The following is a 23,099-nucleotide window of genomic DNA, read 5'->3' on the forward strand; positions in this document are numbered from 1 at the left end:
GGAGCTGACCGGACATGAGCGAGAAACTCGTCATCATCGGCAACGGCATGGCCCCCGGCAGGATGCTCGAGCACCTGCTGGAAGCTGCACCCGACCGCTACGCCGTCACCATCTTCAACGCCGAGCCGCGCGTGAATTACGACCGCATCATGCTGTCGCCGGTGCTTTCGGGCGAGAAGGAGTTCGAGGAAATCGTCATCCATGGCGACGGCTGGTACATCAAGCACGGCATCACCCTCTACAAGGGCCACAGGATCGTCGCCATCGACCGCGACGCGAGGACCGTCACCTCGGACCACGGCGTGACCGAAGGCTACGACAGGCTGATCATCGCCACCGGCTCGGTGCCGTTCATCATCCCGGTGCCGGGCAAGGACTTGCCGGGCGTGCTCAGCTACCGCGATCTCGACGACGTCAACGCCATGCTGCTTGCCGCGCAGTCGCGCGCCAAGGCGATCGTCATCGGCGGCGGCTTGCTCGGCCTTGAAGCGGCGGCCGGGCTTAAAGAGCGCGGCATGGACGTGACCGTCCTGCACGTCATGCCGACACTGATGGAGCGCCAGCTCGATCCGGCTGCCGGCTACCTGCTGCAGAAGGCCGTCGAGGCGCGCGGCATCAAGGTCATGACCAAGGCCAACACCAAGGCCATTGTCGGCAATGGCAAGGTCAAGGGCGTCGAACTCATGGACGGCACGATCATTCCGGCGACGCTGGTCGTGATGGCGGTCGGCATCCGCCCGAATATCGCGCTGGCCAAGGACGCAGGGCTGGAAGTCAATCGCGGCATCGTCGTCGACGACCGCATGCAGACATCCGATCCGGCGATCATGGCGCTCGGCGAATGCGCCGAGGTCGGCGGCCATGTCTACGGGTTGGTCGCGCCCCTCTACGAGATGGCCCGAGTGGCGGCAGCCGGGCTGGCGAACGGCGAGGACAGGCGCTTCGTCCATTCCGACACGCCGACCAAGCTCAAGGTCACCGGCATCGACCTTTATTCGCTCGGCGACTTTGCCGACGGCGACGACCGCGAGGAGATCATCTTGCGCGACGCATCGGCCGGCATCTACAAGCGGGTCGTGCTGCAGGACAACCGCATCATCGGCACGGTGCTGTTCGGCGAGACCGGCGACGGCGCCTGGTTCAACGATTTGAAGAAGAAGGCGACCGACATCTCGGAGATGCGCGACACGCTGATCTTCGGCCAGGCATTCCAGGGAGGCGCTTCCTCGGACCCTTTGGCGGCCGTTGCGGCACTGGCGGATGATGCGGAAATCTGCGGCTGCAACGGCGTCTGCAAGGGCAAGATCACCGGCGCGATCACCGGCAAAGGGCTGACCGGGCTCGACGACGTGCGCGCCCACACCAAAGCCTCGGCATCGTGCGGCTCGTGCACGGGTCTCGTCGAACAACTCCTGAAACTCACGCTGGGCGAGGCCTACAATCCGGCGGCCGTGCGGCCCATGTGCGGCTGCACGAGCCTCGGTCATGACGACGTGCGGCGCCTGATCAAGGCGAAGGGGTTGAAAACGATACCGGCCATCATGCAGGAGCTCGAATGGAAGACCTCCTGCGGCTGCGCGAAGTGCCGGCCCGCGCTCAACTACTATCTGGTCTGCGATTGGCCGGACCAATATGCCGACGACTATCAGTCGCGCTTCATCAACGAGCGTGTGCACGCCAACATCCAGAAGGACGGCACCTATTCGGTCGTGCCGCGCATGTGGGGCGGCGTCACGAGCGCGAGCGAATTGCGCGCCATCGCCGACGTGGTCGATAAGTTCGACATCCCGACCGTGAAGGTGACCGGCGGCCAGCGCATCGACATGCTTGGCATCCGCAAGGAGGACCTGCCTGCGGTATGGGCCGATCTCGGCAAGGCTGGCTTCGTCTCAGGTCATGCCTACGCCAAGGGCCTGCGCACGGTGAAGACCTGCGTCGGCTCCGACTGGTGCCGTTTCGGCACCCAGGATTCGACGGGGCTGGGCATCCGCATCGAGAAGTTCATGTGGGGTTCCTGGACCCCGGCCAAGGTGAAGATGGCGGTCTCGGGATGCCCGCGCAATTGCGCCGAAGCGACCTGCAAGGATGTCGGCGTGGTCTGCGTCGATTCTGGCTACGAGATCCACTTCGCTGGCGCCGCCGGCCTCGACATCAAGGGCACCGAAGTGCTCGGTCTGGTGAAGACCGAGGACGAAGCGCTGGAGGTGATCGTGGCGCTTGTCCAGATGTATCGCGAGCAGGCCCGCTACCTCGAGCGCATCTACAAATGGGCCAAGCGCGTCGGTGCCGCCGAGATCAAAAAGCAGGTCCTGGAGGACGTGGAGAAGCGCCGCGCCTACTTCGAGCGCTTCGTCTTTTCGCAAAAATTCGCGCAGGTCGACCCGTGGTCCGAACGCGTCTCCGGCAAAGACAAGCACGAGTTCCGGCCGCTGGCCTCGGTCGGGTTCGCCGAGGCGGCCGAGTGATGGAGAAGTTCGCGCCATCCTGGACGCTCGCCTATCAAGCAAATACGGGAGTGCCCCAATGAACTGGATCGCAATCGGCTCCGTTTCCGACGTCCCTCGCCGCGGCGCGCGTTGCGTGGCCACCCCGCAAGGCAAGATCGCGGTTTTCCGCACCGCGGATGACCAGGTCTTTGCGATCGAAGACCATTGCCCGCACAAGGGCGGGCCGCTCAGCCAGGGCATCGTCCATGGCGCGGCGGTGACCTGCCCGCTGCACAATTGGGTGATCTCGCTGGAGACCGGCAAGGCGCTCGGCGCCGACGAAGGCTCGGTTAGGACGATCCCGGTCAGGATCGAAGGCGAACGGCTGTTCATTGCGCTCGAAGCGTTGGCCTCGAAAGCGGCCTGAGCCATGGAAGAAGCACGCGAGGTGAGGACCACCTGCCCCTATTGCGGGGTGGGATGCGGCGTGGTGGCCGAGATCGCCGCGGATAGCAAGGCAACCGTCCGCGGCGATCCCGAGCACCCGGCCAATTTCGGCCGCCTTTGCTCTAAGGGTGCCGCGCTTGGCGAAACGCTCGGCCTCGAGGGCCGCTTGCTTCAGCCGGAAATCCAAGGCAGGCAGACGAGTTGGGACGAAGCGCTCGACCTCGCCGCCGCGAAATTCTCGCGTGCGATTGCCGAGCATGGGCCGGACTCGGTTGCCTTCTATGTCTCCGGCCAGTTGCTTACCGAAGATTACTACGTAGCCAACAAGCTGATGAAGGGCTTTATCGGCTCGGGCAATATCGATACCAATTCGCGGCTGTGCATGGCCTCGTCGGTCGCCGGCCACCGCCGCGCTTTCGGCGAGGACATCGTTCCCGGTGTCTATGAGGATTTCGAGCACGCCGATCTGATCGTGCTCACCGGCTCCAACTCCGCATGGTGCCACCCCGTGCTCTACCAGCGCATGCTTGCGGCGCAGCGCGAACGCGGAACCAGGATCGTCGTCATCGATCCGCGCCGCACCGCCACGGCCGACGAATGCGACCTGCATCTGGCGCTCGATCCGGGCACGGACGTGCTCTTGTTCAACGGCCTTCTGGCGCATCTCGTCCAGAGCGGAAAGATCGACGCGGATTTCATCCGCACCAGCACATCGGGCTTCGAAGCCGCTGCCGCGCTGGCCGGTGCCGATGCGCCGTCGGTCGCGCGCGTCGAAAAAGGCTGCGGGCTGGCGGCCACGGATGTCCAGGCCTTTTATGAGATCTTCGCCGGCACCGAACGGACGGTCACCGTCTACAGCCAGGGCGTCAACCAGTCGGCACATGGAACCGACAAGGTCAACGCCATCCTCAACTGCCACCTCGCCACCGGCCGCATTGGCAAGCCAGGCATGGGGCCGTTCTCGGTCACGGGCCAGCCGAACGCCATGGGCGGCCGCGAGGTGGGGGGCCTCGCCAACCAACTTGCCGCGCACATGGACTTCGCGGATCAGGCCGCTGTCGAGCGGGTCTCCCGCTTCTGGAAGGCGCCCGGAATCGCGCGACGCGGCGGGCTGAAGGCCGTGGACATGTTCCAGGCGGTTGCCGACGGCCGCATCAAGGCGCTGTGGATCATGGGCACTAATCCCGCGGTGAGCATGCCGGACGCGTCGCGCGTGCGCGCCGCCCTGTCCAAATGCGATTTCGTCGCGGTTTCGGATGTGACCCGCACCGACACCACGCGCTATGCCGACGTGCTGCTGCCCGCCGCTGCCTGGGGCGAGAAGGACGGCACGGTCACAAATTCGGAACGGCGCCTCTCGCGTCAGCGGCCGTTCATGCGGTCGCCGGGCGACGTGAAAGCCGATTGGCGCATCATCTGCGAGGTCGCCGCGCGCATGGGCTTCGGCGATGCTTTTGCCTACCAGACGCCGGCCGAAATCTTCCGCGAGCATGCCGCGCTCTCGGCTTTCGAGAACAATGGGGGGCGCCTGTTCGATCTCGGCGGCCTGGCGGATATGAGCGATGCGGGCTATGCCGGCTTCGCGCCGCGCCACTGGCCGACACCAGAACGGCGCGAGTACCAGACGAGATTGTTTGCCGACGGTCGTTTCCCGACACCGGACGGCCGTGCGCGTTTCGTGCCGGTGCGGCAGGAGGCGACGGCGTTCACAGTCGATGCGGACTACCCGCTTGCCCTGAACACGGGCCGGCTGCGCGACCAATGGCACACCATGACGCGTACCGGCACCGTGCCGCGCCTGATGGCCAACGCGCCCGAACCGGCGGTCGACCTCAATCCGGCGGATGCAGCCGCGCACCAGCTCAAGGATGGCGACCTTGCCCATCTGTCGACGCGCTTCGGCTTCGTGCGCGCGAGAGTACGAGTGGCCAACGCGCAGCGGCGCGGCCATGCCTTCATGCCCATGCATTGGAGCGGCCAGTTCGCGGCCAGGGCCGCCGCCGGCCTGCTGTCCTCGCCTGTTACCGACCCGCATTCCGGCCAGCCGGAACTGAAGCATGTCCCAGCCAGAATCGTGCGCGAAAACACTGGATGGGCCGGCGTGCTCATCACGCGGCGCAATCTCAGGCCGACGGGTTTCGTCCACTGGAGCCGCTACACGGTCGAAGGCGGCTGGGTCTACGAACTGACGGGGACCGAGCCGCCGGACCAGGGCATTCTTCTGGCGCGCAAGCTGCTCGGCGTCCAACGGCAGGATCAACTGCTCGAATACACCGACCGCCGCGGGCTCGCTTATCGCGCCGCTGCGATCGACGAAGGCGGCGCCATGGCTGAGGCCGTGCTCGTCGCCGCTCCAGACCAGTTGCCGACGCGGGACTGGCTGATCTCGCTGCTGGCCACGCGCCAGCCGCTGTCGGCAGGCGATCGCCATGCGCTTCTTTCCGGGCGTTCACCAGCGCCGATGCCCGCCATCGGGCGGGTCGTGTGCTCATGCTTCCACATCGGCGTCAACCAGCTCGCTTCGGCAGTCGCTGCGGGCTGCGACAGTCTGGAGGCGATCGGGTCGACGCTGCGCGCCGGCACCAACTGCGGTTCGTGCCGCTCGGAGATAAGGGCGATCATCGACGCCCGGCACGTTCAGGCCGCCGAGTGAAATTCTCCCGAACCGTTCAGATCACCGCTTCTTCCAGGAACGGTTCATTGCGCGGGATGCGCTCGTAACAGAACGGTGAAAGGTCCAGCGTCTGGAAGGCGCCGTGCACGATGAGCTCCGACACCCCCCGGCCGACCGCCGGCGACTGCTGCAGGCCGTGCCCTGAGAAGCCGTTGGCGAACATGAAGTTCTTCACCTCCGGGTGAAAGCCGACGATGCCGTTGTGGTCGAGCATGTTGTATTCGTAGTGGCCGGTCCAACTGGTCTGGACCTTCAGCGCGTCGAAGGCCGGAATGCGGTGCCACAGCGCCGGCCAGATATAGTCGTCGAACTCTTCGAAATGCATTTCGAAATCGTCGTAATCGGCCGGCCCGTCGGCCTGAGGCGTGTTGCCGGTAAGGAAGAGCTCGCCTTCCGGGCGCACGAAAGTGCCGGAAAGGTCGATGACGTTGGGCATTCGCCCAGGGATCGGGTTGGCGCTGGCGAAGACGAAGCTGTAGCGCTTGTAGGGGGCTACCGGGATGGAAAGGCCGGCCATGGCAGCGACCTGCTGCGCTCGCGGGCCGGCGGCGTTGACCAGGGTTCCGCAAGCGACTGTCTCGCCGGTCGCCAGCCGAGCGCAGACAACCCGCCCATCGACGACATCCAGTCCGGTCACGGCATTGTCGATGTACTCGACCCCGCTGGCGCGGGCGGCGCGGCGGAAGCCGTTCAACATGCCCATGGAATCGAACCAGCCCTCTTCGCGCGCACCCCACGAACCGCCGCCGAGGTCGTCGACATTCAGCCAGGGGAAGCGTTCCTTCAGCGGACCCGGCTCGAGGAAGACGGTGTGGGCGCCGAGGCTGCGCTGCAGATCGACCCGCTCCTTGGCCGCCTCCACGCCTTCCGGCGAGCAGCAATAGAGATATCCGTGCTCCTTGAAGCCGAGATCGGGCGCCGGCTCGTTCGTGTAGAAGGGCGCCATCCGCTCCTGGAAACCGCGGATGATCTCGATGCCGAACTGGCTGATCTTCACATTGATCGGATTGGAATATTGCTGGCGGATGGCGCTGGTGGAGAGCGCCGTCGAGGAGAATTCGTAGCTGGAGTCGCGTTCGACCACGAGGATCGAGGCGCCACTGCCCAGCGCCTGGCTCAGCCAGTAAGCCGTCGAAGAGCCGATGACGGCACCGCCGACGATGACGATGTCGTAGGCGTAGCGCGAGGGTGCTTTGTAAGGGGGGATCGCCACGGCCGTCTCCCGAGTCTAGCGGTTGAAGGACGCAATCAGCGCGTCCGAGCCCCGCGCCAACAGGCCGAGGTCGGAACCGACGGCAACCATGGTGAAGCCTTCGGCGAGATAGCGGTCGGCGTCGGCCTTCACGGGAGCCAAAATCCCGCTCGCCTTGCCTGCCGCGGCCGTGGCCTTGCGCACGGAAGCGATCGCTTCCTGCACATGCGCAGCTCCGGGATTGCCCATCGCGCCCATATTCATGGAAAGATCGCCGGGCCCGACAAACAGAACGTCCACGCCATCCACCGCTGCGATCTCAGCCGCATTGGCGACGCCGGCCGCGTCCTCGATCTGCACCGCCAACAACTGCTGCTCGCGCGCTTTCGCATGATACCCGGCGATACGGCCGAAGGCGTTGGCGCGATGGCCGACCGAGAAGCCGCGGAAGCCGCCCGGAGCATAGGTCATCGCCGCGACGATTGCGCGCGCCTGCTCCGGCGAGCGCACATTCGGAATCATCAGGCTGCGGGCACCGACATCCAGAGCCTGCTTCATCAGGTTGGGATCGTCGGACGGCAGGCGCACCACTGCCTCGCACGGAAATGCCGCCGCGACCTGAAGCTGCGACATGATGCTGCGCAAATCGTTGGGGCTGTGCTCGCCGTCGATCAGCAGCCAGCCCGCTCCGGAACCAGCCACCACTTCTGTGGTCAGCGCTGAAGCCAGCGAGCACCAGATGCCGATATGAGGCCGGCCGGCCTTAACGGCCGCCTTCAGCGAATTGACGCGCTCTTGCATTTGCGATCGGTCTCCAGTGGAAGGTGCATTGAAATTTGTATGATGTCCTATATCATACGCCTCCATCGAGCTGCAAGACGCTCTGGCGAGCACGGGAGTTGCGCATGAAAATCGGCTTCATCGGACTTGGCGTCATGGGCGCGCCCATGGCGCGGCATCTTGCCGATGCCGGGCACGAGATCGTCACAGTGCTCAATCGCTCTCCTCTGCCTGCCGATCTGAAAGCGTCGGTGCTGGCTTCCCCGGCGGAAGTGGCGCGGGTTTGCGAAATCATCATCACCATGCTGCCCGATACGCCCGACGTGGAGCGGGTCCTGCTCGGGCCGGGTGGCGTGCTCGAAGGGATTTCAGCCGGCAAGCTGGTCATCGACATGAGCTCGATCAGCCCGATCGCCACCGCGCAATTCGCGGCGAAGTTCAGGGAAGCGGGAGGCGGCTTCCTCGACGCACCCGTCTCCGGCGGCGAGGTCGGCGCAAAAGCGGCGAGTCTCACCATCATGGTCGGCGGGCCGGCTGCCGAATTCGAGCGCGCGCTGCCCATCTTCGAAAAGCTCGGCAAGAATATCACCCTGATCGGCGAGAAGAACGGCGCCGGCCAGACCTGCAAGATAGCCAACCAGATCATCGTCGCGCTCAACATAGAAGCCGTTGCCGAAGCGCCTGTTTTTGCCAGCAAAGCGGGCTGCGATCCGGCGAAGGTCCGAAGCGCGCCGATGGGCGGCTTCGCCTCGTCCCGCGTGCTCGAAGTGCATGGCGAGCGCATGATCGCCCGCACCTTCGCGCCGGGCTTCCGCATCCGCTTGCACCAGAAAGATCTCAACCGCGCGCTCGAAAGCGCCCGCGCGCTTGGAGCCGCCCTGCCGAGCACGGCGCTGGCGCAGCAACTGATGAATGCCTGTGCGGCCCGCCCGGGCGGCGCGGAAGCAGACCACTCGTCGCTCGTCCGGGCTCTCGAGGTCCTGAGCGATCATGAACTGTCAAACGGAAAGGAATAACCGATGCGCGGAACCGGCAAGGCCGATGTCTTCGTCATGCTGGCCCATCCCGTGGGCCACGCGAAAAGCCCTGGCATCTTCAACGAGATCTTCGAGCAGAAGGGGCTCGACAGCCTGATGGTGCCGCTGAGCTGCCGTCCGGAAGACTTCGATACTTTCTGGGCCGGCATCACGGCGGCGGAGAACATCCGCGGCGTCATCATCTCGGTGCCCTATAAGGTCCCGGTCTACCACAAATGCGCCGCCGCCCACGATCGCGCCGCGCGCGTGCAGAGCGCGAATTCCGTGCGCCGGCAGGCGGACGGCACCTGGTATGCCGACAATTTCGACGGCGTCGGCTTCATCGACGGCTTGAAGGCCGGCGGACACCGGATTGCCGGCCGGCGCATCCTCCAGGTCGGCGCAGGCGGTGCGGGCGCATCGCTGACCTACTGCCTCGCCGAGGAAGGCGCGACGGAGATCCGCCTCGCCGACATCGACAGGGAACGCGCGCAAAAGCTCGCTTCGCTGGTCAGCAGGTCGTTCCCCGATTGCCGCATCGAGGTCGGCGAACCCGATCCGTCCGGAATGGACATGGCGATCAACGCGACGCCCTCCGGGCTGAAGGCCGGCGATCCGCTGCCGATGGATGTGAACAAGCTGACGCCGGAGATGACCGTGGTCGACATCATCATGGAGCCGGCCGAAACGGCCCTGCTCAAGGCGGCGAAAGAGATCGGCTGCCGCATCCAGCCCGGACGCCCGATGATGGATTTCCAGGTCGAGGCCATGGCCGCGTTCTTCGACATCGAGCGAAAGGAGCGCCACAATGGCTGAGGCTTCGACCGCGGTCGTCATCGGCGGCACGTCCGGGATCGGCCGCGCTATCGCGGAGCGCTTCGCCGAGGAAGGCTACCAGGTGGTCGTCGCAGGCCGGGACGCGAGCCGCGGCAAGGAAGCCGCCGAGGCCTGCGAGAGCGCCGGCGCCCCACGCGCCGTGTTTGTCCAGACCGATGTCGGCGATCCCGCTTCCGTCGAGGCGCTGGCGCAAGACGTCAGCAATGCGTTCGGCACCCCTCATGTCGTGGTCAACTGCGCCGGCATCCTGCAGAGCGGCAAGCATGTGCTCGACCAGGACCTCACCGAAGACGAGCAGATGTGGCGGATCAACTATCGCGGCACGCTGCTTGGCTGCCAGCTGTTCGGCCGGCTGATGTCGGCCGCCGGGCGCGGCGCGATCCTCAATGTCGGCTCGCTCGCCTCCTTCGCGCCGCTGTCGCTTCCGGCTTACACGCCCGGAAAGCATGCAGTGCTGGCGCTCACCCAGATCCTGGCTGCCGAACTCGGCCCGCATGGAGTCCGTGTGAACGCCGTAGCGCCGGGCTATACCCTCTCCGACGGGCTGAAGACCAGGATCGCCAAGGGCGAACGCAACCCGGAAGCGATTCAGGCCACCACCGCGCTGCGCCGCTTCGTCGAGCCGCGCGATGTCGCCGAGGCGGCGCTGTTCCTCTGCTCCGACCGTGCCGCGTCGATCACCGGCGTTACGCTGCCCGTCGATGCCGGCTGGCTCGTCCAGGCGCCGTACGCGCAGTACCTGCAGGGCAATCCCATCCGGCAGACACCGGCAATCTGACGAGGAAGAATCCAGTGGGCGATATCCAGCGCTTCGACTTCGACACCCGCATCCATCATGGCGTCATCCACAACGGCACGCTCTACCTGACCGGCCAGGTTGCCAGGCCGGGCCAACCGGCGGCCGACCAGATGCGCGAGGTGCTCGCCAAGATCGATGCGCTACTCGCCACGGCAGGCACCGACAAGACCCGCATCCTCCACGTCCAGATGTGGCTGGACGACGTGCGGGATTTCGACGAGGTCAATGCGGTCTGGGACGCCTGGATGCCGAAAGAGCATGCGCCGGCACGCTCTTCCGGCGAGGGGCGGATGGCCAGGCCCGGCATGCTGGTCGAACTGATCGTCACCGCGGCGGTTTGAATGGTCTCGCCGGTTCGGGCATCATCCCGAATCTGAACTTGAACGGCCCTAATCTGGACTTGAACGGAAGGCCTGAATGACGAAGCGCAAGCCGCTTTCCACCGTCGTGGCGGAGAGCCTGGCAGAAAAAATCCGCTCCGGTGAGTTGCAGCCCGGCGCGCAACTGCCGACCGAGGCGGAGCTTTGCGCCGAATACGATGTCAGCCGCACCGTCGTGCGCGAAGCCGTGGCGCGGCTGCGCTCCGAGGGCATGGTGGTGCCGCAGCAGGGACGCGGCATGTTCGTCAGCGAAACGCCCGTGCCGCGCAATTTCTCGATCCCGGACGAGGCGCTGAGAACCTTGCCGGAAACCATCGCCTTGCTCGAACTCAGGTTGAGCGTCGAAGTCGAATCCGCCGGGCTCTGCGCCGAACGCCGCACCGACAAGGAGGCGAGCGACATCCGTGCCATGATGGATGACATCGACGCGCAGCAGGCCGACCCGGCAGCGGTCCAGATCCACTACGACTACGATTTCCACCTCGCGATCGCCAAGGCCGCGCGCAACGAATTCATCCATGGCTTCCTGGCCTATCTCGGGCCGATGATCGTGCCGCGCTTCCAACTCGGCTACGTCGTCGAGCCGGCCCTGAAGGACAGCTATTACGCGCGCATCCACAGCGAGCACAAAGCCATCGTCCATGCCATCGAAAGACAGGATGGCGGCAAGGCCCGCCAGGCCATGCGCAAGCATCTGCACAACAGCCTCGGGCGCGTTCGCGCCCTCGCGCGGGCTTCCGGAGTCGAGGCGACCGACGCGGAGCAAAAGGCCGCCGCAGCCTCGCTCTTCACCAAAATGAAAAGGCCTGCGCCAACGGCCGGTTAAGGCCGGGACGGGTTCGATCCTTCGCGTGAGCACCGAATGCGACTTGCCGCGCGTTGCGAAAGCCGTGTTTTTGTTCCACCGGCGACCGGAAACCCTCTCCCGCGCGCCGACGGGATTGTTTTCCCTTGGTTCGCAGCGTTGGAGGCCGCGCAGGCAGCGTGGAACGTTTGAACTGCCGGAAAGGCTCGCGAAAGTTTATCTTTCCTTTTTGCTGCTTTTCTTGGTTTCGCGTCACCGGTCGAGGCCGCAGACTGAAGATCAGGCAATAAGGGGAAGCCCACGTGACGACAGCCTTCATCACAGGTGCGACGAGCGGCATTGGGCGAGCCATCGCCATCGCGTTGAGCGACGCCGGCTACGACGTCTATGCGGTCGGCCGCAGCCAGGCCGCGCTCAAAGAACTGCAGGCCGAGCGTCCGGGCATCCTGCCGATCGCCGTTGACGTTACCGACCGCGAGGCTTTGGAATCGGTCCTGGCCGATCTCACAATCGATGTACTGATCAACAACGCCGGCATCATGCCGCCGCTCGGCAATTTCGCCGACATGACGATCGCAGACATCGACACCACGTTGGAGGTGAACCTCAGCGCGGCGATCCTGCTCACCCGCCTCGTCGTGCCGCAGATGCGCGAGCGCCAGTCCGGCCACATCTTGTTCACCGGCTCCACCGCCGGCCACGCGGCCTATTCCAACATCGCCGTCTATTCGGCCACCAAGGCGGCGATCTCCGGCTTTGCCGCTGCCTTGCGCGCCGACCTCTCGCCGTCCGGCATACGCGTCACCGAGATCGTCGCCGGTCGGGTCGAGACGCAGCTCTACGAAGGCATCCTCGACGCCGACGCCCGGGCGGCGATGTACGCCGGAAAAGTAGTGCAGCCGGACGACGTGGGCAGGATGGTCGTCGCTGTGCTGGCGCTCCCCGCATGGGCCGACGTTACCCGTTTCGACATCATACCGACCTGGCCGACCTCGCCCAGCGGCACCAAGTAAGGAAAACTGCAATGAAGGATCTTTCCGTTCTGATCGTCGGCGGCGGCGCCGGCCTTGGCGCCCTTCTCGCCCGCATGGCTGTGGAGGCCGGGGCGGCAAAGATCGGCATCATCGACATCAACCAGGAAGCCGCTGAGAGCGCTCTCGACGCGGCGAAAGCCAAGGGCCTGCCCACGGCTGCCGCAGCTTGCGACATCCAGGTCGGACCGCAGTGTCACGCCGCCTTCGACGCCATTGTCGCGAAGCTCGGGCGCGTCGACACGCTGATCAATTGCGCCGCGATCTATCCTCGGCGTCCGCTCCTCGAGATCACCGACGCCGAGTGGGACGCCTCCAACGGCATCAACATCAAGGGCACGTACCACATGATGGTGGCGGCCGTTCGCCACATGCAGTCGCAAGAGCCAAAAGCGCATGTGCGTGGAAGGATCGTAAACCTCACTTCCGTCGACGCCTTCAAGGCGCATCCGCAGAACGCCCATTATGCGGCGACCAAGGCCGCCGTCGTCAGCCTCACGCGCTCCTTTGCCCATCACGTCGCCAAGGACGGGATTTTGGTGAATTCCGTCGCGCCCGCCGGCATGGCCACCGAGAAGGCCAAGGCGCTCGGTTTTCTCGAGGAATTGACCAAGGCAAGCCCGCTCGGCCGCGGCGCCGAGCCGACCGAGATCGCCGAGTGGGTGCTCATGACCGGCGGCCCGAAGAACACCTATATGACCGGTGAAAACGTAATCGTCTCAGGCGGTTACATCTACGCCTGAATCGGTTTTCATAAGCCGGCGGCGTCTGAAATCCAGCAGTGCATGATCAACGGAGTCTCGAACGAAAGGAGGCGGACCTCACGATGACCGGCAAGCTTCGCCTTCCTTCGCTCAATGCGCTTCGCGTCTTCCACGCCGTCGCACAGCACAAGAGCTTCCGGCAGGCCGCCGACGAGCTCCTGGTGACGCCGCAAGCCGTCGGCCAGCAGATCAAGCTCCTGGAAGACACGCTGCAGGTGACGCTGTTCGAGCGCAAGGGGCGCTCGATCGAACTGACTGAGTCGGCGATCTTGCTCTCGCACTATGTCAAAGCCGGCTTCGACGAATTTTCCGAAGGCGTTCGCCGCGTCACCAAATCGAACTACCGGGACCGCATCAATCTTAATGCGAGCCCCTACTTCGCAACGCACTATCTGCTGCCCAGGCTTTCATTGTTCCGCGAGATCCTGCCGGGCGCTGATCTGCGCCTGACGACGATGGTCGACCTGCCCGATTTCGGGCGTGACGACATCGATATGACGGTGCAGTGGGGCTATGGCAACTGGCCGGACTACGAGACCACGCTGCTGGTGCCGGACCCGAAGATCATATGCTGTACCCCGGCGATCGGCGAGAAGATCAAGTCGGCGCAGGACCTGACGCGGTTCACGCTGCTCGACACCGTCAAGTCGAAGCGGCTGTGGCCCGACATATTGCGGCACCTCGGAGTGGAACTGGCTGAGGGCGACCGCAGCATCGGCTTCGATGACGCCGCCACCATGCGCCGTGCGACGCTCCAAGGCATCGGTGTCGGCCTGGTTTCCGTCATCGATGCCGAGGAGGACTTCAGGTCGGGCGCGCTGGTCGCGCCACTTGGCCGTGACGCCCTCTCGAACATGAAGCCGGAAGAAGTCCCCGGCTTCTACCTCGTCATGCCGCGCGGGCATCTGCGCGTGAAGGCGGTGGCCGCCCTGCATCGCTGGCTCGTCCAGCAGGATTGGGGCAGCGACCTCAAGCTTTCTCTGCCGAAACCGACACCGCTCTCCGATTAGGAGCGGCTTCGCGACCGAGGGCCGAAGCGCGTGTTTCGGGCCTCCAACAACAAGAACAAGTGAACCTCAACAGTGGAGACAAACAAACATGAAAATGATGAAATGGGGGGCCGCAGCCATAGCCCTTGGCCTGGTTCATTTTGCGGCGACTGCCGAGGCGGCGGGCGGCAAGACGCTGGAAACGGTGAAGGCGCGCGGCTTGCTCAACTGCACGGGCCATGACGGCTCCTATCTCGGCTTCGCCGAGGTAGACGACAAGGGCAACTGGAAGGGCATGGACATCGACCTCTGCAAGGCGGTGGCGACCGCCGTGTTCGGCGACCCGGCCAAGCTGAAGATCGTCCCGATCAGCTGGGCGCAGCGCTGGCCGTCGCTGCAGTCGGGGGACGTCGACATCATCATCAAGGCGTCGGGCGGCACGCTCAGCCGAGATACCGAGCTCGGCCTGCAATTCTCGATGTCCTATTACCTCGGAACGACCAAGGTGATGGCGCATAAGGAGCTCAATCTGAAGTCGCTCAAGGACGCCGATGGCGGCTCGATCTGCATCCCCGCGGGGACGACCATCGAGCAGCAGGTCGCGGCCTATGCGCAGAAGGTCGGGATCAAGCTGGAGCCTGTCGTCATCGAAAAGACGGAAGAGCTCGAGCAAGCATACTTTTCGGGGCGCTGCGACATGTATGCCCAGTGGGGGCCAGTTCTCGCAATCGCGCGTGTCGCCAAGGGCAAGGTCGACGACCACGTGATCCTGCCCGACGTGCTCGCCGTCGAACCCGAGGTCATGATCGTGCGGCAAGGCGACGACAACTGGGTCGACGTCGCCAACTGGACGCTCTCCGCCCTGCTCTTCGCCGAGCAGGAAGGCATCACGTCCAAAAATGTCGATGAGATCAAAGCCAAGCCCACGTCGCCGGCAGTCGCCAAGTTCCTCGGTGCCGCGCCAGGCATGGGCAAGGGTCTCGGATTTCCTGACGACTGGGCCTACAACGTGATCAAGAAGGTCGGCAATTATGGCGAGATATTCGATCGCGATCTCGGCAAGGAGTCGCCCTACAAGATGGATCGCGAGCTGACCAACCTCTGGAACAATGGCGGCGTCCTGTTCCCGCTGGTGATCGACTGACTCCACCTCTTAACGCAGCTCGCTCTGAGCTCCGCCTGGCACGGCCAGGCGGAGCCGGCGACAATTCGGGGAAGACCATGATGGTCAGCCTGCTAAGAAATCAGAGGGTCCGCAATACGCTTTTACAGGTTCTTTATGTCGGCTCGCTTGCTGCGATGCTCCTTGCCTGCGTGATGATCGCCCGGCGGAACCTGGCGCAGCAAGGCATCACCTCCGGCTTCGACTTCCTGTTCAAGTCGACGGGCTGGGATGTCAACTTCTCGCTGCTGCCCGCCACCGCCAACGACCCCTACTGGTGGTTCTTCCTCATCGGCGTCATCAACACGCTATTCCTGGGATGCACCGGGCTGATCCTGGCGACGATCGTCGGCACCATTGTCGGCCTGGCGCGGACCTCCTCGAACGAGCTGGCGCGGCTGCTTGGCCGCACCTATGTCGACATTTTCCGCAACATCCCGCTGATCCTCCAGGTCTTCTTCTGGTACGCCGTCATTACGCATCTGCCGACGCCACGCGCCGCGCACGAGGCCTTCGGCATGCTGCTGACCAGCCGCGGCCTCTATGTCCCGGTCCCCAATGTCGGCGGCGTCGCGTTTGCGGCAGCTTTCCTTGCCGCAATCGCAGCGATCGCGCTGCCGGTTTGGCTGGGCCGGACCACGCGCCTCAGCCAACCGCCCGGCGAGCGGCTCGGCATTCAACTGACCGCGGCCGCGACGGCACTGGCCAGCGCAGTCATTGTCCTTGCGCTGGGCCGCCTGCCGGACCTGCCGCTGCTCGACTTCCCTGCCCTGCAAGGCCTCAATCTCAAGGGTGGCCTGCGCATCCCTCCCGAATTTTCCGCTTTGGCCATCGCGATCGCCATCTATGGCGGCTCCTATATCGCCGAAATCGTGCGTGGCGGCTTCAAGGCCGTCGGGAAGGGCCAGATGGAGGCCGCACTTTCGCTGGGGCTGAGCCCCTGGCGCGTGTTCACGCTGGTGCGGCTGCCGCTGGCGCTGCGTGCCATGCTGCCGATCCTCGCGAACCAATATGTCTGGCTGATGAAGGCGACGACCATGGGCATTGCGGTGGGCTTCACCGACTTCTTCATGATCGTGGCGCTGACCATCAACCACTCCGGCCAGACGCTGGAAGCGATCGGTATCCTGATGGCAGGGTTCCTGGCGATCAATCTCAGCCTGGCCGCCGTGTTCAACCGCATCAACAAAACCATTGCCCTCAAGGGCAATCAGTTGAGGGGGTGAGTGATGGAGATGGTAATTGTCGCTCCCCCTGCCCCTGGCAAGCTCGAAGACGTGAGGCGCCGTTTCTTCGCCACGCCGCTGCAGGCGCTGCTGTCGCTGATATCGCTGGCGATCATGGCTTTCGTTCTCTGGAAGCTGCTGAACTGGGCGGTGTTCGCAGCGGTGTTCACCACCAGCGGCGGGCCCGAGGCCTGCCAGGCGGCGGCAGGAGCCTGCTGGTCGGTCATTGCCGCCAGGTGGCGCATCATCCTCTTCGGCCTCTATCCCTTCGAGGAGCAATGGCGCTCGGCCTTGGCCTGTGTGGCCGTCGTGGTCATGACCGTGCTGAGCTGCATCCCGGCCTTTTGGACCGGCAGCCGCATCGCGCTCGTCTGGGGCGCCGGAACGGCGCTCTACTATGTACTGATGAAAGGCGGCGTGCTCGGCCTTCCCTATGTCGGCGAGGAAGCCTGGGGCGGGCTGGCGCTCACCCTTTTCATCTTCGTCACCACCTGCCTGATCGGCTTCCCGCTGGCGATCTGCCTGGCTCTCTTGCGCCGCTCGGAGCTGCCCTGGATATCCAGGACCACGGGCCTGATCATCGACGGAGTGCGCTCGCTGCCGCTCATCTCTATCCTCTTCACCTTTGCCGTCGTGCTGCCCTTCGCGCTGCCGCAATGGATGGCAGGCGACAAGCTGTATAGGGTCATTCTCGGCTCGGCCCTGTTCTTCTCGGCCTATCAGGCCGAGATCGTGCGCGGCGGCATACAGGGCGTTCCGAAGGGCCAGGAAGAAGCCGCCATGGCGCTCGGCATGAGCTACTGGCAGCGCATCGGCCGCATCCTCCTGCCGCAGGCCATGCGCAACGCGCTGCCGGCGACGATCAACCAGTTCGTCATCTCGTTCAAGGAAACCTCGCTGGTGGTTATCGTCGGTTTCTTCGAGATCCTCGCCTCCGGCAATGCCGCCTACGGCACCGGCGAATGGCGCTTCGCCTATGTCGAGGTCTATGCCTTCATTGCGTTGATCTATTTCGTCTTCGTCTTCAGCCTGTCCCGCTACGGTGCTTACCTCGAGCGCCGCATGTCGGTCGGCGAACGGTAGGGAGGCGCGCAAAGTGATTTCGACGCAGTCATCCGGCGCCGCGGTTCATATCGAGAACCTGGACAAATACTACGGCTCTTTCCACGCGCTGCGGAACATAAACCTTTCCGTGAAGCGCGGAGAAAAGATCGTCGTCTGCGGCCCCTCGGGCTCCGGCAAGTCGACCATGATCCGCTGCATCAATCGGCTCGAGCAGCACAATGGCGGGCGCATCACCGTGCTCGGCACCGAGCTCAACGACGATGTCGGCAACATTGACGGGATCAGGCGCGAAGTCGGCATGGTGTTCCAGCACTTCAACCTGTTCCCGCACATGACCGTGCTGGAGAACTGCATGATCGCACCGATGATCGTGCGCAAGCGACCGCGCGCCGAGGCCGAGGCGACCGCCCGGCGCTATTTGGAGAAGGCCCGCATTCCCGAGCAGGCGATGAAGTTTCCCGGACAGCTCTCCGGCGGCCAGCAGCAGCGTGTGGCGATTGCGCGCGCCCTTTGCATGCAGCCGCAGCTCATGCTGTTCGATGAGCCGACGTCGGCGCTCGACCCGGAAATGATCGCCGAAGTGCTGGACGTCATGGTGAGCCTTGCTTCAGACGGCATGACGATGATCTGTGTCACGCACGAGATGGGCTTCGCGCGCCGCGTCGCCGACCGCGTCATTTTCATGGACAGCGGCGAAATCGTCGAGGAGGCGCCGCCGGAGCAGTTCTTCACCTCTTGCCGGAACGAGCGCACCCGGCAATTCCTGTCGCAGGTGCTGGGTCATTAAGCTAGGCGCCGCTGCTGTCTATACGCGGCGTGCCACACATCGCAGGTATCGCAATGACCGACCCCGTGACCGCTTTGCGCGAGATTCTCGGACCGAAAGGCTGGCTTTCGGGCACCGACGCCGAGCATTATCAGCGCGACTGGCTGAACCGCTATGGCGTCGCGCCTTTGGGCGTTGCCAGGCCCGCAAACACGGCCGAAGTTGCGGCAGTCGTCAAGGCATGCCGGATGGCGGGCTTGGCCGTGATTCCGCAAGGCGGAAACACCGGCCTATGCGGCGGCGCCGTCGCCGATCGGGCGAGCGCGGTGATCGTCTCGCTTTCGCGCATGACGGCAATAGGCGAACCGGATCCGGAGAGCGGGTCGATTGCGGTTGACGCGGGCGTTGTGCTTGCCGCGTTGCACGACGTGCTGGAGCCGCATGGCCTGATGTTCCCGATGCATCTCGGCGCCGAAGGCAGCGCCAGGATCGGCGGCCTGATCGGCACCAATGCCGGCGGCAGCCAGGCGTTTCGCTATGGCATGATGCAGGACCTTGTGCTCGGCCTCGAAATCGTGACCCCGGACGGCGCGATGTGGGACGGCCTTCGCGCGGTGCAGAAGGACAATGCCGGCTATCAGCTGCGCAAGCTGCTCTGCGGTGCCGAAGGCACGCTCGGCATCGTCACGCGCGCTGTCCTCAGGCTCTATCCCACCCCAAAACAACAGGCGAGCGCGCTTCTGGTAATGTCCGACTTCGCCGCGGCCGTTTCCTTCGGCACCTATCTGCGCGGCGAGGCCGGCGAGTTCCTTGCCGGGCTCGAATTCTTCTCCGATGTCGGCCTGACGCTGGCGCTCAAAAATCTGCCTGATCTCGCCTACCAGCTGGAAACACGAGGCGACGTCTACCTGCTCGTCGAACTGGCGTCAGGTTCGGCGCGCGTTCCGCTGGACGAAATCCTCGGTTCGGCACTGGAATGGGGTATGGAGGAAGGTCTGGTCGTGGATGGCGCGCTGGCCAATTCGGGCGCGCAGCGGGCGCAATTCTGGCGGCTGCGCGAGGAACAACCCGAGGGGCAGCGGCTGGAAGGCGAACAGTTGAAGCACGACATCTCGGTGCCGCCGGGCGCCATCGCCCGCTTCATCGAGACCGGCGCCGGGATTTGCGACGACATCCTGCCCGGCGTGCGGATCAACCCGTTCGGGCATCTCGGCGACGGCAACATCCACTACAATCTGTCGCCGCCGGAAGGCCGCGCCGATTTCGACGGCAAGGTGCGACAATTTGCCGAGGCGCTGGCTGCGCTCGCTACCGAGATGGGGGGCAGCTTCGCGGCGGAACATGGGCTTGGGCGCGCCAAGATCGCCATGGCCGAGCGGAATCGCAGTTCTGTGGAGCGGGAACTCATGGCGCGGCTGAAGGGCGCGTTCGACCCGCAGGGCACGATGAATCCCGGCGTCCTGGTTCGAATTGCAGAATAAAGAAAAACTTTCGAATGGATCGCATTTCTTGATTTCGCGTCGGCCCGCCAGAGTGCAGGTATAAGTTCGAAAGGCAGGCTCCGTCTGCTTGCCACCAGCGTAAGAGGATACCGAAGCATGGTCCGCAATGGCGGTCGCCTTCTTGTCGAGTGCCTGATCTCGCTTGGCGCGACCAAGAGCTTCGGCGTTCCCGGCGAAAGCTATCTCGCCGTTCTCGACGCGCTGCACGACACGCGTGGAAAGCTGGACTACGTGCTCTGCCGCAATGAGGGCGGTGCGGCTTTCATGGCTTCCGCCTACGGCAAGCTGACGGGCACGCCGGGCATCTGCTTTGTGACGCGCGGCCCGGGCGTGACGAATGCCAGCATCGGCGTGCACACCGCCATGCAGGACAGTTCGCCGATGATCCTCTTCGTCGGCCAGGTCGGCACCGACATGAAAGGCCGCGAAGCCTTCCAGGAGATAGACTACCGGGCGGTGTACGGAACCGTCGCAAAATGGGCGGTCGAGATCGATGACGTCGATCGCCTTCCCGAAATCGTGGCGCGGGCCTGGACCACCGCTTTGACCGGACGCCCCGGCCCCGTGGTGGTCGCGCTGCCGGAAGACATGCTGACGGCCATGACCGAAGCCGCGCCGCTCGGCGGGCCGGCGTCTGTCTTCGAAGCGGCGCCCGCACAGGAGGCAATTGCGTCGGTATTGAAGATGCTTGCCGCCGCCGAAAATCCGGTGCTGCTGATGGGCGGCGCCAACTGGACGACTGACGGACGCGCGGCGCTTCAGGCTTTCGCCGAAGCCTCCGATATCCCGGTCGTGACAGCCTTCCGGTATCAGGACCAGTTCGACAACCATTCGCCGGTGTTCGTCGGCGAGGCCGGCGTCGGGATGATGCCGCATGTGAAAAACTTGATCCGCGACGCGGACGTGATCCTCGCCGTCAATGTCCGCTTCGGCGAGATGACGACCGACGGCTACACCCTGCTCGAAGTTCCCGTACCGCGCCAGAAGCTGATCCACGTGCACGGCTCCGATCGCGAGATCGGCAAGATCTATGTGCCCACGATCGGTATCCATGCCGGTCCGAACGCCTTCGCCAAGGCGCTCACCCCGATCAAGGGTTCTTGGGCCGACTGGCGCACGACGGCACGCAAGGCCTATGAAGGCACGTTCTGTGCGCCCGTGCAGCCCGGACCGGTCGACATGGTCGCGGTCAGCACCTGGCTGCGCGAGAATCTCCCGGCCGACGTCATCCTCACCAACGGCGCCGGCAATTTCACCGTGTGGCCGAACAAGTTCTTCAAGTTTGGACCGCAAGCGCGCCTGCTTGCGCCGCAATCCGGCGCCATGGGCTATGGCCTGCCGGCCGCGATCGCGGCCAAGGTCGCATACCCGCAACGCACCGTGGTCTGCTTTGCCGGTGACGGCGATTTCCAGATGAACTGCCAGGAACTCGGAACCGCCATGCAGGCCGGCGCGCAGCCGATCGTGCTGATCGTCAACAATGGCATCTACGGCACCATCCGTGCCCATCAGGAGCGCAACTATCCGGCTCGCGTCTCCGGAACCTCGCTCGAGAATCCCGACTTCGTGGCGCTGGCGAAGGCCTATGGCTTTCACGCCGAGCGGGTCGAATCCACGGGGGATTTCGCGGCGGCGTTCGAGCGGGCGCTTAGCTCGACGACCGGCGCCGTCCTCGACATCCCCATCTCGCCCGAAGCGATAACGCCCCGGCAGACCCTCTCTCAGATGCGCGACGCCGCGCTCGCTTCCCAGAAGGCCAAGTCATGACCTCCAGAACTGACGACATCCGTCTCGGCGCGGACATCGGCGGCACCTTCACCGACATCGCCCTTGATGTCCGAGGGACGATGTTTTCGACCAAGGTGCTGACCAACTATGCGGCTCCCGAGCAGGCGATCCTCGACGGCATCGCCATCGTCATTCGCGACGCAGGAATTTCGCCGTCCGAGATCGGCATCATCATCCACGGCACGACACTCGCCACCAACGCGCTGATTGAGCGCCGTGGCGCGAAGACCGCGCTGGTCACGACGGAAGGGTTCCGCGACGTGATCGAGATGCGAACGGAAAACCGCTTCGAGCAGTATGATCTGAACCTGCAACTGCCGACGCCGCTGATCCCGCGCGAGGATCGCTTCACCGTCAAGGGCCGCATCGGCGCGGAAGGCCAGGAGCTGCAGCCACTCGACGAAGCCGCTCTGGAAGACATCGCCGACCGCATTGCGGCGGGTGGTTTCGGCTCGGTGGCGATCGGCTTCATCCATGCCTATGCCAACCCCGACCACGAGCGCCGGGCGCGCGAGATCCTCGCCAGAAAACTCGGCATCCCGATCTCGATCAGCGCCGAAGTCTCGCCGCAGATGCGTGAGTTCGAACGCTTCAACACGGTCTGCGCCAACGCCTATGTGCGGCCGCAGATGGCCGACTATCTCGCCCGCCTGCAGACGCGCCTGAAGGACATGGGCGCCGATTGCCCCGTCTTCATGATCCATTCCGGCGGCGGCCTGATCTCGGTGGAGACCGCTTCGGAATTTCCGGTCCGGCTGGTCGAATCCGGCCCGGCGGGCGGCGCGATCTTCGCCGCAGACATCGCCAAGCGCTTTGGTCTTGAGAAGGTCGTCTCCTACGACATGGGCGGAACCACCGCCAAAATCTGCCTGATCGAGGACTATGCGCCGCGCACGGCGAGAACCTTCGAAGTGGCGCGCACCTACCGCTTCTCGAAGGGCTCGGGCATGCCGATCTCCATCCCGGTTATCGAGATGATCGAGATCGGCGCCGGCGGCGGTTCCATCGCCTGGGTCGACGCCATGGGCCGTATCCAGACCGGGCCGGAGAGTGCCGGCTCGGAGCCGGGGCCGGCCTGCTACGGGCGCGGCGGCAACCGTCCGGCGATCACGGATGCCGATCTCGTGCTCGGCAAGCTCGACCCCGACAATTTCGCCGGCGGGGCGATCAAGCTGGACAGCACTGCGTCCGAGCAGGCGATTCTGCGCGATGTCGGCGAGCGGCTGTCGCTCGATGCCATGTCGACGGCCTTCGGCATCTGCGAGGTAGTGGACGAGAACATGGCCAATGCTGCCCGCGTCCATGCGGTCGAGAACGGCAAGAACATATCCGACAATCTGATGATCGCCTTCGGCGGCGCCGCCCCGCTTCACGCGGCGAGACTGTGCGAAAAGCTCGGCATCGACCGGTGCATCGTTCCGCGCGGCGCCGCCGAAGGCGATCATCAGAT

At 64.7% G+C, this 23,099-nt stretch carries 20 protein-coding genes; 18 read left to right on the forward strand and 2 right to left on the reverse strand.

Annotated features, from left to right (window positions below):
• The first annotated feature begins 14 nt into the window (after positions 1–14).
• Genes nirB through EOA75_RS02390 form a run of 3 tightly spaced genes read left to right on the forward strand, consistent with a single transcriptional unit; the run spans position 15 to position 5,526 of the window.
• Entirely contained in the window at positions 15–2,465 is a 2,451-nt protein-coding gene (gene nirB, locus EOA75_RS02380; protein WP_127323527.1) for a nitrite reductase large subunit NirB, read from the forward strand.
• A 58-nt stretch (positions 2,466–2,523) separates the two neighbouring features.
• Positions 2,524–2,853, forward strand: coding sequence for a nitrite reductase small subunit NirD (nirD, locus tag EOA75_RS02385; RefSeq protein ID WP_095824989.1), 330 nt, complete (start codon positions 2,524–2,526; stop codon positions 2,851–2,853).
• Positions 2,854–2,856: 3 nt separating this feature from the next.
• Entirely contained in the window at positions 2,857–5,526 is a 2,670-nt protein-coding gene (locus EOA75_RS02390; RefSeq protein WP_127323528.1) for a nitrate reductase, read from the forward strand.
• Positions 5,527–5,542: 16 nt separating this feature from the next.
• Here EOA75_RS02390 and EOA75_RS02395 read toward each other — a convergent pair whose 3' ends face one another.
• Positions 5,543–6,760 (reverse strand): FAD-dependent oxidoreductase, encoded by a 1,218-nt coding sequence (locus tag EOA75_RS02395; protein WP_127323529.1) that lies wholly within the window; start codon positions 6,758–6,760, stop codon positions 5,543–5,545.
• Between the two features lie 15 nt (positions 6,761–6,775).
• Positions 6,776–7,540, reverse strand: a complete 765-nt coding sequence (locus EOA75_RS02400) for an HpcH/HpaI aldolase/citrate lyase family protein (protein WP_127323530.1) — start codon at positions 7,538–7,540, stop codon at positions 6,776–6,778.
• 104 nt (positions 7,541–7,644) lie between these two features.
• Between EOA75_RS02400 and EOA75_RS02405 the strand changes: the two genes are divergently transcribed.
• From EOA75_RS02405 to EOA75_RS02475, 15 genes are all read left to right on the forward strand, one after another.
• Positions 7,645–8,535: a 2-hydroxy-3-oxopropionate reductase gene (locus EOA75_RS02405; protein WP_127323531.1), complete on the forward strand. Its 891-nt coding sequence runs from the start codon at positions 7,645–7,647 to the stop codon at positions 8,533–8,535.
• A 3-nt stretch (positions 8,536–8,538) separates the two neighbouring features.
• Positions 8,539–9,351, forward strand: a complete 813-nt coding sequence (locus EOA75_RS02410; RefSeq protein WP_067328798.1) for a shikimate dehydrogenase — start codon at positions 8,539–8,541, stop codon at positions 9,349–9,351.
• Complete coding sequence (locus EOA75_RS02415; RefSeq protein ID WP_127323532.1) at positions 9,344–10,150, forward strand: SDR family oxidoreductase; 807 nt, start codon at positions 9,344–9,346, stop codon at positions 10,148–10,150. The genes EOA75_RS02410 and EOA75_RS02415 overlap by 8 nt, the downstream gene beginning before the upstream one ends.
• Before the next feature lie 14 nt (positions 10,151–10,164).
• Positions 10,165–10,512: a RidA family protein gene (locus EOA75_RS02420; RefSeq protein ID WP_127323533.1), complete on the forward strand. Its 348-nt coding sequence runs from the start codon at positions 10,165–10,167 to the stop codon at positions 10,510–10,512.
• A gap of 76 nt (positions 10,513–10,588) precedes the next feature.
• Entirely contained in the window at positions 10,589–11,377 is a 789-nt protein-coding gene (locus EOA75_RS02425) for a FadR/GntR family transcriptional regulator (RefSeq protein WP_164747247.1), read from the forward strand.
• Positions 11,378–11,658: 281 nt separating this feature from the next.
• Positions 11,659–12,369: an SDR family oxidoreductase gene (locus EOA75_RS02430; RefSeq protein WP_127323534.1), complete on the forward strand. Its 711-nt coding sequence runs from the start codon at positions 11,659–11,661 to the stop codon at positions 12,367–12,369.
• A gap of 11 nt (positions 12,370–12,380) precedes the next feature.
• Positions 12,381–13,130 carry an SDR family oxidoreductase gene (locus EOA75_RS02435; RefSeq protein ID WP_127323535.1) on the forward strand — a complete coding sequence of 250 codons (750 nt, stop codon included), beginning with the start codon at positions 12,381–12,383 and terminating at the stop codon, positions 13,128–13,130.
• Positions 13,131–13,213: 83 nt separating this feature from the next.
• The gene (locus tag EOA75_RS02440) at positions 13,214–14,161 is read left to right on the forward strand and encodes a LysR substrate-binding domain-containing protein (protein ID WP_127323536.1); all 948 of its coding nucleotides are present in this window, start codon (positions 13,214–13,216) and stop codon (positions 14,159–14,161) included.
• Between the two features lie 88 nt (positions 14,162–14,249).
• A complete protein-coding gene (locus EOA75_RS02445; RefSeq protein WP_127323537.1) occupies positions 14,250–15,284 on the forward strand; it encodes an amino acid ABC transporter substrate-binding protein in 1,035 nt (344 codons plus the stop codon).
• A 77-nt stretch (positions 15,285–15,361) separates the two neighbouring features.
• The gene (locus EOA75_RS02450; RefSeq protein WP_245466545.1) at positions 15,362–16,528 is read left to right on the forward strand and encodes an ABC transporter permease subunit; all 1,167 of its coding nucleotides are present in this window, start codon (positions 15,362–15,364) and stop codon (positions 16,526–16,528) included.
• A gap of 3 nt (positions 16,529–16,531) precedes the next feature.
• Positions 16,532–17,611, forward strand: a complete 1,080-nt coding sequence (locus EOA75_RS02455; protein ID WP_127323538.1) for an amino acid ABC transporter permease — start codon at positions 16,532–16,534, stop codon at positions 17,609–17,611.
• Between the two features lie 13 nt (positions 17,612–17,624).
• Complete coding sequence (locus EOA75_RS02460) at positions 17,625–18,380, forward strand: amino acid ABC transporter ATP-binding protein (protein ID WP_127323539.1); 756 nt, start codon at positions 17,625–17,627, stop codon at positions 18,378–18,380.
• A 53-nt stretch (positions 18,381–18,433) separates the two neighbouring features.
• Positions 18,434–19,840, forward strand: coding sequence for an FAD-binding oxidoreductase (locus EOA75_RS02465; RefSeq protein ID WP_127323540.1), 1,407 nt, complete (start codon positions 18,434–18,436; stop codon positions 19,838–19,840).
• 117 nt (positions 19,841–19,957) lie between these two features.
• Positions 19,958–21,628 (forward strand): thiamine pyrophosphate-binding protein, encoded by a 1,671-nt coding sequence (locus EOA75_RS02470; RefSeq protein WP_127323541.1) that lies wholly within the window; start codon positions 19,958–19,960, stop codon positions 21,626–21,628.
• On the forward strand, positions 21,625–23,099 hold a 1,475-nt coding region (locus tag EOA75_RS02475), incomplete at its 3' end, for a hydantoinase/oxoprolinase family protein (RefSeq protein ID WP_164747248.1). The genes EOA75_RS02470 and EOA75_RS02475, both read left to right, overlap by 4 nt.

Source organism: Mesorhizobium sp. M1A.F.Ca.IN.022.07.1.1, assembly GCF_003997575.1.
GTDB lineage: Bacteria > Pseudomonadota > Alphaproteobacteria > Rhizobiales > Rhizobiaceae > Mesorhizobium.

Coding starts and splice junctions, on each gene's coding strand:
- EOA75_RS02415 (WP_127323532.1), top strand. CDS start 9,344: ATGGCTGAGGCTTCGACCGCGGTCGTCATCGGCGGCACGTCCGGGATC.
- EOA75_RS02425 (WP_164747247.1), top strand. CDS start 10,589: ATGACGAAGCGCAAGCCGCTTTCCACCGTCGTGGCGGAGAGCCTGGCA.
- nirB (WP_127323527.1), top strand. CDS start 15: ATGAGCGAGAAACTCGTCATCATCGGCAACGGCATGGCCCCCGGCAGG.
- EOA75_RS02445 (WP_127323537.1), top strand. CDS start 14,250: ATGAAAATGATGAAATGGGGGGCCGCAGCCATAGCCCTTGGCCTGGTT.
- EOA75_RS02400 (WP_127323530.1), bottom strand. CDS start 7,540: ATGCAAGAGCGCGTCAATTCGCTGAAGGCGGCCGTTAAGGCCGGCCGG.
- EOA75_RS02390 (WP_127323528.1), top strand. CDS start 2,857: ATGGAAGAAGCACGCGAGGTGAGGACCACCTGCCCCTATTGCGGGGTG.
- EOA75_RS02470 (WP_127323541.1), top strand. CDS start 19,958: ATGGTCCGCAATGGCGGTCGCCTTCTTGTCGAGTGCCTGATCTCGCTT.
- EOA75_RS02405 (WP_127323531.1), top strand. CDS start 7,645: ATGAAAATCGGCTTCATCGGACTTGGCGTCATGGGCGCGCCCATGGCG.
- EOA75_RS02450 (WP_245466545.1), top strand. CDS start 15,362: ATGATGGTCAGCCTGCTAAGAAATCAGAGGGTCCGCAATACGCTTTTA.
- EOA75_RS02465 (WP_127323540.1), top strand. CDS start 18,434: ATGACCGACCCCGTGACCGCTTTGCGCGAGATTCTCGGACCGAAAGGC.
- EOA75_RS02440 (WP_127323536.1), top strand. CDS start 13,214: ATGACCGGCAAGCTTCGCCTTCCTTCGCTCAATGCGCTTCGCGTCTTC.
- nirD (WP_095824989.1), top strand. CDS start 2,524: ATGAACTGGATCGCAATCGGCTCCGTTTCCGACGTCCCTCGCCGCGGC.
- EOA75_RS02455 (WP_127323538.1), top strand. CDS start 16,532: ATGGAGATGGTAATTGTCGCTCCCCCTGCCCCTGGCAAGCTCGAAGAC.
- EOA75_RS02435 (WP_127323535.1), top strand. CDS start 12,381: ATGAAGGATCTTTCCGTTCTGATCGTCGGCGGCGGCGCCGGCCTTGGC.
- EOA75_RS02410 (WP_067328798.1), top strand. CDS start 8,539: ATGCGCGGAACCGGCAAGGCCGATGTCTTCGTCATGCTGGCCCATCCC.